Here is an 11,362-nt window from a genome sequence, read left to right as displayed (position 1 = left end):
TCGCTGCTTTATAAGTTGCTGGGTACCAATTAGGTGCCTTCGTGAAGGCTTGAGCCGTATGCAGTGAAAGTTGCACGTACGGTTCTTAGGAGGGCGACACTTGGTAACAGGTGTCGTCTATCCGACAAAACCAATTTGCAAAATATGCAATTTGCTAACTCGAAAAGGGGCAGAAATGAGTTTGGCAACATCGCCTCTGTTAGATTCCAATCAGCACAGAAAGTACTACCTCTATAAGAACTATGCTTTAGTTCAGTTCACCCTTACAACCGCAGATATTAACCATTAAAGGAGATGTTACACTTTTAAGTATGCATAACATTAAAGTATGAAACTCGACAATAAATACTAAAACCATGACAATAAAGTTCGAAACTTTTCGATGCTATTTGTCTCAGTCTGCCTTTTGTTCTAACAAGCTTTTGCCCCAAAACGTGTTAACGTAATTACTCTATAGGTCGGCTTTGAGCGAAAAGCAGACATTGACCGTTAATCGTTTCAACGACGGCAATTAGCCATACGTTGCATGTTTGCTCCCTTACTGGTTTTACGATATCCAAAACCGACATAACGACCATTAAGCAAATACCAAAGTAAAATAGGTATGTGCTCCAATCATATAGCCAAAGAGGATAAAGCGTTAATAGCACTGCTACAGGCCCTAGAATGCTGAAGACAGCTCTGGTATGGTTTTTATTTTTGTGCCAGTTGTATAAGTTTACCAATAGTTCCAAAGATGCAAAAATAGGTAAAAGCGTATTTACAGCTATTCCTTCGAAGTGAGAGAAGAAGCCTAGTCCTAATGCCGATGCAAGTGACCTTAATGCAGGGAGGCAGGCCGTGCCGCTAGCCAAACGCCACTAGAGCCTACTCTGTCTAATATTTTATTTATCATTTGAAAGTCTATTGGTTGATATTACCATCATTCTAAACTCCGTATACAAGTACGGAGTCAATCATTTTAATGAGTCAATTATGGGGCAATGTGTTGGATCTTCGTTTTGCATACAGGTATTTGTCATACCCACAATTACTTTCTCTAAACGTTGAAGGTCATTAATTTTATCTCGAATGATTGCTAACTTTTGTCGGTTTAATAGCTCAACTTGAGCGCAGTTGCTGTCCATAGACATTAGCGATTTTATTTCTCTTAACGTAAAGCCGAGCGCTTTGGCTTTTGTGATAAACCTAAGTTGTCCTGCTATTGATTCGTCATATTGTCTATAACCAGATATTGGTTTTTCAGGTTGTGTAATCAGTCCTTCTCGTTCATAAAAACGAATGGTTTCTACATTTAAATTTAATGATTGTGCTAATTTGCCAATGGTTTTCATTATTGCCTTTGTGAATACTACTAATCTAAAGTTATATTTAGTTCAACTATCTAATGACTTGATAATGCCACAGACTTCAATTGTACCGTCAGACCCGCAAGAGCTTGCCATTAGTTTTAACTCTTTTTTGAGTGCATTCAATTCCTTCATTCGTTGATTAACTAAAGTTAGTTGCCGATCAATTAATGCATTTACACTAGAGCAACTCTCCTCTGGCTTGTTTTTTAATTCAATGAGTCGCTTAATATCATTAAGCGGAATATCTAAACTTCGACAATGCTTTACGAACTCTAGCTCTTTAAATGCCTTATTAGAATACAACCTGAAATTCCCTTCAGTGCGATCAGGATCTGACAGCAAGCCCTCCTTTTCATAATATCGGATGGTTTGTACTGAATACCCCGATGTTTTCGATAACTCACCAATTTTCATAAAATTTCCAAATAAACTTGACCCTATAGTCACTATAGGATTTATAGTTAGAGCATACAAGTTAATCGGAGATGAAAATGAGCGATTGTGGGTGTGAAGTTGAGCTAAAAGATAACCAGCAAAAAACGGTGCTTTATTGGCTTCTGGCTATCAATGCCTCGATGTTTGTTTTTGAAATTGGCTTTGGTTGGTTATCAGAATCAACGGCTTTAATTGCAGATTCGTTAGACATGCTAGCGGATGCAATCGTCTATGCAATTGCACTATACGCGGTGGGAAAGTCAATCCAACATAAGGCTAATGCTGCTTTAGTGAGTGGCTATTTCCAACTGGGGTTAGGCGTGCTAATTCTAATGGATATTGCTAGAAGGCTGTATGGTGAAAGTGAGCCTCACTCTTGGTTTATGATTGGCGTAGGCATGGTTGCTTTAGTTGCAAATGTGATTTGTCTCATCCTTATTCGAAAGCACAACAACGATGAAGTACATATGAGAGCTAGCTGGATATTTTCAGCGAATGATGTAATTGCAAATCTTGGTGTCGTTATCGCAGGCATACTCGTTATGGTGCTGAAACAGCGTTGGCCTGATATCGTCATTGGTAGCATCATTTCAATGTTAATTCTTCGAGGCGCTTACCGAATACTAAGCGATGCTAAACAAGAATTAGCTGTTGCTGAGAAAACACGTTAAACACCAAATGAAGATAAACAATCAACCTTTGGTTGTTCAAAGTAAGGAAACATCAATGAATAGCAAATATCTAGAAAAAACCAAGATAGTAAATTTTGAACACTCTACAATTCAATCATTAATTTCTGAGCGTAATTGGCAAGAACTCGATGACTTCAACAAAATTGGTGCAGCCTACCAATTTGTTAAAGATGAAATATTATTTGGTTACAATGAGAGTGATGATATTTCAGCAAGCAGTGTTTTAGCCGATGGTTACGGACAATGCAATACCAAGGGTAACTTGCTGATGGCTTTGTTACGAGGATTAGGTATTCAATGTCGTTTTCACGGCTTTACTATTGAGCAGCGATTACAAAAAGGAGCTATTCCAACTTATGTATTTTGGTTAGCACCTAAATATATCATTCATAGTTGGATTGAAGTTTATTTCAAGGATCGTTGGATAAACTTAGAAGGCTTTATATTAGATGAACAATATTTAAGTTCACTACAGCACAAATTTAGTCAAATAAAAAACGAATTTTGTGGTTATGGTGTTGCAACAAAGTGTTTCTCTTCGCCAGATACAGATTGGCGTGGTCAAGATACCTATATACAAAAAGAAGGTATTCATGATGATTTTGGTGTTTATAATTCCCCTGATGAGTTTTATCTCGAAAAAGGAACTAACTTATCAGGAATCAAACGTTGGATGTATCAACGAGTGATCCGTCACTTTATCAATTTTAACGTAGTCAATGTAAGAAATTTAAAAGTTCTTGAGGTGGAAAATGCACAATCATAGCCATAGCCATTCGCATGGAAAAGACGACCGTATAGGTTGGACATTTTTCCTTAATGTTTCATTTACTATTATCGAATTTATTGGTGGTTGGCTAACCAACAGTACCGCTATTATGGCTGATGCTGTACATGACCTGGGTGACAGTTTATCTATAGGATTCGCTTGGATACTGAGTCGTTTCTCGGATAAAGAAGCATCCGATAGATTTAGCTATGGCTATCGTCGTCTTACCCTGTTTGGCGCATTAATTAACAGTATTGTATTAGTTATTGGTTCTGTCTGGGTGCTATTTGAAGCAATACCAAGATTATCTAATCCTGAAATGCCAATGGCTGAAGGAATGTTGGGTCTTGCATTACTTGGGGTTGCTGTTAATGGGTATGCAGTATTTAAACTAAAAGCGGGTAAAACGCTGAACGAAAAAGTACTTACGTGGCATTTGCTTGAAGACGTACTTGGCTGGGTTGCAGTCCTAATTGTTTCTATCGTGCTGCTTTTTGTAGATCTACCAATATTAGATCCTTTGCTTTCTATAGGCTTTACACTGTTTATATTGTTTAACGTTTTGAAAAACCTGAAAACAACATTGGCACTATTTCTTCAAGCTACACCTGATGAAGAAGTGCAGAATAATATTGAAAAAGCGATAAAGGCTATACCTGAAATTAATGGGATTCATCATATGCACTTTTGGTCATTAGACGGGGAAAGTCACGTATTAACTGCTCACCTAGAGTTAGCCCATAACTTTGAGGTTGATAAATTAATTAGGCTAAAACAACAAGTGGCTAAGGAACTTTCTTCTTATAATTTATCTCATACAACCATTGAGTTTGAGTTTCCTCAAGAAACTTGCCGTGACGAGCATGAAAAACATGCGCATGGCTAGTTTAGAAAACCTTTTTTTGATATTATAATTTTTCATATTTAAGTAGGTGTTTATTTTGAAATTCAATGTTGCGTTAAAAATACTATTAGTCGTTTCGATTGTTTTGCAATCGTTAACTGCTGTTGTATCCGCAACACCTGAGAATCACCAAATAGATATAGAGCACCTTCAAATTCAACATGATCATGCAGATGATCGAAATGTCTCAAATGATAATGTAGGTGATGAGCAGCATAATGAAAAAGATTGTCATCACTGCGGACATTGCAGTGGCAGCCACTTATCTTGGATTTTAGTCAGTAATTCAAATACCACGGGCAAACTAAACATTATCAATAAAACGCCTTATCAAATTGATCAAACAAGTACCTTTCATGAAGCGATACTTCGTCCGCCTATTTCTTAATTAGATTAATTTTTAATGACCTATTTATCCTTTAATAATGGATAAAGGTTTCGTGTTTATTAATTTTAAAATTAAGAATTTTTATGTATATATATTTAAAAAATGCAGGTTTAGTCCTGTCTTTATGTATGGCTGTGAGTTTTTCAGTTGCCACTTATGCCAAACAGAAAAGTATTTCATGGCTAGATAGTCAAATAAATAAAGATCCCGAAGTTGTTGCGGCTAAAGAGTTACTTAATGCAAGTAATCATAGAGCCAAGAGCTTAACTAAAGCCGTATATAACCCAGAGCTTGAAGCAAGCTATGAAAAAGAGGGTGATTTTGATAATTATTCTATTGGTATCAGTCAAACGATTGATTTTTGGGATAAGCAATCAGCAAATAAAAGCATTGGTGAAATTGGTGTTTATGCAAACCAGCAACAATTGTTATCTCTACTCGATTCTAAAAAGGCTAACGCTTTAACTGCAATAGTTAATTGGCAAGCAGCAAAAAAGGTGGCTCAGTTACTTTCAGTAAGAGAAAATCAATTACAAACGCTCGTTGGAATTATTGAAGATAAGCGAAAAGCAGGACTTTTAGAGCCACTTGACGCTGAACTGGTTTATTTAAACTTGTCCCAAGTTTTCAGTGAAATATCTGAGTCGCAAATTGCTTTGAAAAATGCAGAGGTAAATGTTCAGGAGTTATTGCCTGATTGGACGCCTAATACTACCAATTTGTTTTCATTTACTTTTGGAGCAACAAACTATTCATTTAACTCTCAGTGGGTTGAGGAACATCCAAAAGTTAAACTCGCTAGAGCGCAATGGAAGATAAAACAATCTAAAGCTCAACTAACCACTATGGAATCTAAAGCCAATCCAACCATTGGAGTTAACGCAGGGAAAAGTGGAGATGAAGACTTGATTGGCGTGACTTTCTCAATGCCTTTAAATATCAGAAATAACTATTCAGATACTGTTAAAGCCGCTTATTCAGAAGCAATTGCAGCAGAGGCTAACTTTCGGTCGGTTTATCGAAAGCAGTCATTTGAAGCAAAAGCTAATTATGAATCGCTTATTGTCAGTAAAAAATATTATGAGCAATGGCAAAAACTGACAAAAGGCAGATTAGATAGCAGCGAAAACTTATTAAATAAGCGCTGGGAAGCTGGTGACATTAATACTTCTGACTACTTACTTGCATTAAATCAACGTGCGGAAGGGCTTCATGCAGGAATACGTTTGGAAAATCAATTCAAGCTTGCAGAAATATCCTTCATTTTAAGTATGGGTCAGTTATCCAAATTTGAGATTTGAGCGCTTTGTTTTTTCAGTAGCGAAAAACGAAATCTTAAATTTATTAAAAATATAGGTTACAAAAATGAATACAGTAATTAGTAAAAAATTTTTAGCCGTAGTAATTAGCTGCCTGTTAGTTGGGTTTACTACAAATCATGATGCTTTTGCACAGTCGTCAGATGGAACTGGTTCTGTCACAAACGTTTCGAAACAAGAAGAAAAAGAACATCAAGATGAGCATGAACACGAAAAGGGACATGAAGAAGATAAAGGTGACCATGACGAGCACGGCCATGAAGGTGGTAATAAAGAGGGAGAAGAAGGACATGAAGAAGGTATCACTATTGATCCAAAGAAGATGTCGCTTGCTAACATTAAAGTGGAAAGTGTTAAGCCTGAATATCAATTTAGCACCGTATATGCACCAGGCGAAATAAAAGCTAATGGCTATAAAAGTTATGTGGTATCGCCACGTACAGAGTCAGTCATTATTAGTCGCCATGCAGCGCTTGGAGAGCATGTAGAAATAGGTCAGAAGTTAGTTACATTATTTAGTGAAGCAATGGCACAAGCACAGGCTGACTATTTAATCGCTTCAACCGAATGGCAACGTGTGAAAAAGCTGGGTAACAAGACGGTGAGTGAAAGTAGATTATTACAAGCAGAGACTACATACAATGCGAGTTACGGGAAGCTTATTGCTTTAGGGTTAACTGAAAAAGCAATAGATGGCATTTCTAACAAAGACATAAAAGCGTTTGGGCAATATACATTAATTGCTCAGCGTGAAGGGGTTGTACTTCAAGACGATTTTATCCAAGGGCAACGTGTTGATGCTGGTGATTCAGTAATGTTGTTAGCAGATGAAAAACAACTATGGGTTGAAGCAAAAGTTTCTCCAAATAAAAAGCTAAATTTATCAATTGATTCTCCTGCGGTACTTAAATTAGAAGGCCAGAGTTACAATGCCAAAGTTATCCAAGAAGCCCATACAATTGACCCTATTACTCGTACTCGAATTATTAGGTTAGGAGTAGATAATTCGAATGATAATCTTCATTCAGGCATGTTTGTAAAAGTTTACTTTCAGTTTGCCACAAAGCAGAAAGTGATGGCTGTGCCAGAAGAAGCATTGATCCGCAGCGCAGATGGTGATTGGACAGTATTTGTCGAAGACCACCCTGGAGAATTTAAAGCTGTAGAAATAGAACTAGGCCGAGCCTTAGGTGGTTTTAGAGAAATCATTGGCCTTGATAGTGGAACGCGAATTGTAACTAAAGGCGCATTTTTTGTTGCGTCTGAAATCGCTAAAGGCGGATTTGATCCGCACAACCACTAGGGAGCAAGACTATGTTTAATAAAATAATAGATTGGTCTGTTAATAATAGACTCCTGATTTTGATTGCGCTGTTTGCCACTATGGTTGGTGCAGTTATGGTGATCCCAAAATTAAATTTGGATGCCTTTCCTGATGTTACTAATGTTCAAGTTGCTGTAAATACTGAAGCGCCAGGACTGGCTGCTGAAGAAGTTGAACAACTCATTACGTACCCCATTGAAGCGGTAATGTATGCCCTACCTGATGTAGAACAAGTGCGCTCAATTTCTAAAACAGGCTTGTCTGGCGTTACGGTTGTTTTCAAAGAAGGCACCGACATTTACTTTGCAAGACAACTCGTATTTGAGCGTCTTCAAGCCGCAAAAGAACTGATACCAGAAGGTGTTGGGACACCCGAAATGGGACCAAACACCTCTGGGCTGGGCCAAGTATTTCAGTATCTTCTTATTTCAGATAAAGGTGCAGGTTATGATGCTATGGCGCTTCGAAGCCTTAACGATTGGATTGTTAAGTTACTCGTTATGCCTGTCGATGGAGTCACTGATGTATTATCTTTTGGTGGTAATGTTAGGCAATACCAAGTCAATGTCGATCCATCTAAGCTCTTAGCATATGAACTAACGCAAGAAGACGTTGTTGGTGCCCTAGATAACAACAATGCGAATGTTGGCGGATGGTACATGAACCGTGGGCAAGAGCAGCTTGTGATTAGAGGCACAGGCTGGTTTGAGAGTGGTGAGGCTGGCATCAGTAATATCAAACAAGTTCCCGTTAAAACAGTAGATGGTACGGTTGTTACGGTTTCAGATATTGCTAAAGTTGAAATGGGCAGTGAAATTCGTCAAGGTGCTGTCACCATGACGCGCAAAACCGAAGACGGTAAAGTCGAAAATTTAGGCGAAGTTGTCTCTGGCATTGTCTTAAAACGCATGGGTTCAAATACTAAAGCCACCATTGATGGTATCAATGCAAGAATTCCATTAATTAATCAAGCATTGCCAAAAGGTGTTCGCTTTGAGCCTTTTTATGATCAGGCTGATTTGATTGAAAAAGCGGTAAATACAGTGGTTGATGCACTATTACTAGCATTTATTTTCATCTGTATTGTATTAGCACTATTTTTAATGAATTTACGTGCAACCTTCTTGGTATTAATATCTATTCCAATTTCAATTGGTATCGCGTTAATGATCATGGCTTGGTGGGGCATTTCTGCAAACCTTATGTCACTGGGTGGCATAGCGGTCGCTATTGGTATGCTTGTAGATGGCTCAGTGGTTATGGTTGAAAATATGTTTAAACATTTAAATAGACCTGACGCGACACATTCGAAATCGGTAAAGGAACGTGTTCCAACTTCTGACGCAGATCCGCACGATGTAGAACACGATGAGCACGGCATTAAATTACGTCTGCAAAATGCAGGTAAAGAAGTGGCTCGTCCCGTCTTTTTTGCTGCCTCGATTATTTTAGTCGTATTTGCGCCATTGTTCAGCTTTGAAGGGGTTGAAGCAAAGTTATTCCAACCTATGGCAATAAGCATCATCTTAGCCGTTGTATCTGCGATTGTGGTTGCGTTGTTTATCGTACCTGCACTGGCAACTTATTTATTTAAGTCAGGTGTAAAAGAGAGGGAAAGCTTTGTTCTTAGGCCATTAGACAAACTCTACAGAAAAGGGCTTACATTCGCACTAAAACGCACCAAGTTAGTCATTTCAGCCGCACTTATATTAGTTTTCTCTGCCTTTGCATTAGTTCCATTAATTGGTACTGAATTTGTACCTGAGTTAGAAGAAGGGACGATAAACTTAAGAGCAACGCTGGCACCTTCTTCCAGTTTAGATACCGCGCTCACTGTGGCACCAATTCTAGAAGAAAAACTAATGGCTTTTCCTGAAGTAACCTATGCATTAAGCCGAATTGGTCGAGCCGAAATAGGTGGAGATCCAGAGCCTGTGAATAACATAGAAATTTACATAGGGTTGAAGCCTGTTTCTGAGTGGACCAGTGCATCTAATCGATATGAACTTCAAGGGAAAATGGAGAGATCTTTAGAGGAGTTTCCTGGCTTACTACTAAACTTTTCTCAACCTATTGCGACTCGTGTTGATGAGTTACTATCTGGCGTAAAAGCTCAGTTGGCGATAAAGTTATTTGGCCCTGAGTTAGACGTTTTAGCAGCTAAAGGACAAGAGATCGAAGCGGCTATAAAGAGTGTTGATGGTGCAAGAGATGTTGCTCTTGAGCAAATTGCAGGTGAAGCGCAACTTGTCGTAAAACCTAATAGGCAAGAGCTATCGCGCTTTGGACTTTCAGTTGTTGATATAATGGAAGTTGTGCGAGATGGTATTGGAGGGGTTGAAGCTGGACAAATCATCAAAGGCAATGAACGTTATGATATTTACGTGCGTATTGAAGAAGAGTACCGACAAAATAAGGAAGCTATTTCAGATATTCGAATTCAGTCACCAACAGGCGCCTGGGTACGCTTAGGTGATGTTGCAACTGTTTCATTTGAATCAGGTCCTCCTCAAGTAAGGCGCGATGATGTTCAAAGGCGTGTCGTTATTCAAGCAAACGTTCAGAATAGAGATATGGGTAGTGTAGTAGCCGACATCAGAAAAGTTATTGCTGAGAAAGTTGACCTACCTTCAGGTTACTCGGTAGCAATAGGTGGCCAATTCGAAAGCCAGCAGCGTGCTCAAAGCAGACTAGCTATCGTTGTACCTCTATCTTTAGCGCTAATTGCATTGTTACTTTACTTTGCTTTTGGCTCTGTTGGTCAAGCTATGCTGATATTGGTCAACGTGCCGCTTGCTGTAATTGGCGGAGTTTTCTCCTTATATTTATCTGGACAATACTTGTCTGTACCAAGCTCCGTTGGCTTTATTACCTTATTTGGTGTAGCGGTATTGAATGGGGTCGTTATGGTAGAAAGTATCAACCAACGTATTAAAGACGGTCTAGAAGCATCTAAAGCCGTTTTTGAAGGCGCTACTTCAAGATTAAGACCTGTACTTATGACTGCTATAACATCAGCTTTAGGTTTGATACCGATGTTAATGTCTAATGGTGTTGGTGCAGAAATACAGCGCCCATTAGCGAGTGTTATTGTTGGCGGCTTGGTAACTGCAACACTGTTAACATTATTTGTTTTACCTGTTTTATATCGCTGGTTTTCAGAGAAAAAAATAAAAGAGCTATCCAGATAAAATTACTGTGAACTCTAACCCCACGCTAAAGTCACGTTTAGCGTGGGGTTATTGAGTAGATGAACGAAAAGAAAGATTAGATTTAACAATAAACTAATAGTCATGACTGCTTTGTCGGAATATTTGTCGTTAAACAGGCCAAAGCTAACTTCCGCTTTCGTATCTTTGCAGTCTTAATCTCTATGTGTCTCAAGGTCGGATTATGGCACAGACTGTGTGAAAACTCTGATCACCTTTTGGTCTAAGTATGTTCTGCTTATGATCTATTAATCTATACATTTAGTTCACTTAATATACTGATATTTATATAATAAGACTATTGATTCAGTTGAGGGTTGAGGCAGTATGTCAAAGTTTATAAGCGGTGAAAGTCGTGACCAATCAACGTTATTTCCAGAATCGTTGGAAGACTACGTCAGTGAAGATAATACGGTCAGAGTGATTGATGTTTTCATTGAGGAACTAAATCTAGCTGAATTGGAGTTTAAAGGGTTAACTTTAAAGTCCACAGGCCGCCCTAAGTATCATCCAGCCACATTATTAAAACTGTATCTTTATGGTTACCTCAACCGTATTCAATCATCCCGCCGATTAGAAACCGAATGCCAACGCAATATTGAACTGATGTGGCTACTTGGTAAGTTGGCACCCGACTTTAAAACGATTGCTGATTTTAGAAAAGACAACGGAGATGGTATAAAAAATGTGTGCAAAACGTTTGTTGAAGTCTGCCGTCGTCTGAATATGTTTGAGAAACCAGTTGTTGCCATCGATGGTAGTAAGTTTAAAGCTAGCAACAACAAAGGCAATAATTTTACGCCAAGCAAAGTTAAATTCCACATCGACCGAGTCGAAAAGAATATTGAACGTTACCTTGAATTACTTGATGAAGCCGATAAAGAGCAAGCTAACGTCACAAAAATTAAAGCCACAAAAGATAGGCTAGCTGACTTTCGCAGCCAGTTAAAAAAACTACACGAGATTAAAG

11 protein-coding genes are annotated in these 11,362 nt (G+C 38.4%); 8 read left to right on the top strand and 3 right to left on the bottom strand.

The window, feature by feature from the left end:
* Positions 1 to 446: 446 nt before the first annotated feature.
* From ABMY41_RS20555 to ABMY41_RS20545, 3 genes are all read right to left on the bottom strand, one after another.
* On the bottom strand, positions 447 to 854 hold the full coding sequence (locus tag ABMY41_RS20555; RefSeq protein ID WP_235374293.1) for a MerC family mercury resistance protein: 408 nt from the start codon (positions 852 to 854) through the stop codon (positions 447 to 449).
* Between the two features lie 102 nt (positions 855 to 956).
* Positions 957 to 1,334 (bottom strand): MerR family transcriptional regulator, encoded by a 378-nt coding sequence (locus tag ABMY41_RS20550; RefSeq protein ID WP_004588890.1) that lies wholly within the window; start codon positions 1,332 to 1,334, stop codon positions 957 to 959.
* A gap of 42 nt (positions 1,335 to 1,376) precedes the next feature.
* Complete coding sequence (locus ABMY41_RS20545; RefSeq protein ID WP_004588889.1) at positions 1,377 to 1,766, bottom strand: Cd(II)/Pb(II)-responsive transcriptional regulator; 390 nt, start codon at positions 1,764 to 1,766, stop codon at positions 1,377 to 1,379.
* A 77-nt stretch (positions 1,767 to 1,843) separates the two neighbouring features.
* Here ABMY41_RS20545 and ABMY41_RS20540 point away from each other — a divergent pair, with 77 nt between their 5' ends.
* The 8 genes from ABMY41_RS20540 to ABMY41_RS20505 all read left to right on the top strand — a co-directional run.
* Positions 1,844 to 2,458, top strand: a complete 615-nt coding sequence (locus tag ABMY41_RS20540) for a cation transporter (RefSeq protein WP_004588888.1) — start codon at positions 1,844 to 1,846, stop codon at positions 2,456 to 2,458.
* 55 nt (positions 2,459 to 2,513) lie between these two features.
* Positions 2,514 to 3,245 carry a transglutaminase family protein gene (locus tag ABMY41_RS20535; RefSeq protein ID WP_004588887.1) on the top strand — a complete coding sequence of 244 codons (732 nt, stop codon included), beginning with the start codon at positions 2,514 to 2,516 and terminating at the stop codon, positions 3,243 to 3,245.
* Positions 3,232 to 4,134: a cation diffusion facilitator family transporter gene (locus ABMY41_RS20530; RefSeq protein WP_004588886.1), complete on the top strand. Its 903-nt coding sequence runs from the start codon at positions 3,232 to 3,234 to the stop codon at positions 4,132 to 4,134. The genes ABMY41_RS20535 and ABMY41_RS20530 overlap by 14 nt, the downstream gene beginning before the upstream one ends.
* Positions 4,135 to 4,189: 55 nt before the next feature.
* Positions 4,190 to 4,540 carry a hypothetical protein gene (locus tag ABMY41_RS20525; RefSeq protein WP_199525849.1) on the top strand — a complete coding sequence of 117 codons (351 nt, stop codon included), beginning with the start codon at positions 4,190 to 4,192 and terminating at the stop codon, positions 4,538 to 4,540.
* An 83-nt stretch (positions 4,541 to 4,623) separates the two neighbouring features.
* Positions 4,624 to 5,841 carry a TolC family protein gene (locus ABMY41_RS20520; protein WP_008468875.1) on the top strand — a complete coding sequence of 406 codons (1,218 nt, stop codon included), beginning with the start codon at positions 4,624 to 4,626 and terminating at the stop codon, positions 5,839 to 5,841.
* A gap of 64 nt (positions 5,842 to 5,905) precedes the next feature.
* Positions 5,906 to 7,162 (top strand): efflux RND transporter periplasmic adaptor subunit, encoded by a 1,257-nt coding sequence (locus ABMY41_RS20515; RefSeq protein ID WP_235378307.1) that lies wholly within the window; start codon positions 5,906 to 5,908, stop codon positions 7,160 to 7,162.
* Positions 7,163 to 7,173: 11 nt separating this feature from the next.
* Positions 7,174 to 10,374 (top strand): CusA/CzcA family heavy metal efflux RND transporter, encoded by a 3,201-nt coding sequence (locus tag ABMY41_RS20510; RefSeq protein ID WP_055022222.1) that lies wholly within the window; start codon positions 7,174 to 7,176, stop codon positions 10,372 to 10,374.
* 345 nt (positions 10,375 to 10,719) lie between these two features.
* Positions 10,720 to 11,362: transposase (locus ABMY41_RS20505; protein WP_235378308.1), on the top strand; the 643-nt coding region annotated here is incomplete at its 3' end.

It is taken from the genome of Pseudoalteromonas sp. BZA4 (assembly GCF_040104395.1).
Classification (GTDB): Bacteria; Pseudomonadota; Gammaproteobacteria; order Enterobacterales; family Alteromonadaceae; genus Pseudoalteromonas.
This window is presented reverse-complemented; position numbering and strand designations above follow the sequence as displayed.

Excerpts from the sequence above, each read along its gene's own strand:
- ABMY41_RS20550 (WP_004588890.1), bottom strand. The coding sequence starts at position 1,334 with ATGAAAACCATTGGCAAATTAGCACAATCATTAAATTTAAATGTAGAA.
- ABMY41_RS20545 (WP_004588889.1), bottom strand. The coding sequence starts at position 1,766 with ATGAAAATTGGTGAGTTATCGAAAACATCGGGGTATTCAGTACAAACC.
- ABMY41_RS20540 (WP_004588888.1), top strand. The coding sequence starts at position 1,844 with ATGAGCGATTGTGGGTGTGAAGTTGAGCTAAAAGATAACCAGCAAAAA.
- ABMY41_RS20535 (WP_004588887.1), top strand. The coding sequence starts at position 2,514 with ATGAATAGCAAATATCTAGAAAAAACCAAGATAGTAAATTTTGAACAC.
- ABMY41_RS20530 (WP_004588886.1), top strand. The coding sequence starts at position 3,232 with ATGCACAATCATAGCCATAGCCATTCGCATGGAAAAGACGACCGTATA.
- ABMY41_RS20520 (WP_008468875.1), top strand. The coding sequence starts at position 4,624 with ATGTATATATATTTAAAAAATGCAGGTTTAGTCCTGTCTTTATGTATG.
- ABMY41_RS20515 (WP_235378307.1), top strand. The coding sequence starts at position 5,906 with ATGAATACAGTAATTAGTAAAAAATTTTTAGCCGTAGTAATTAGCTGC.
- ABMY41_RS20510 (WP_055022222.1), top strand. The coding sequence starts at position 7,174 with ATGTTTAATAAAATAATAGATTGGTCTGTTAATAATAGACTCCTGATT.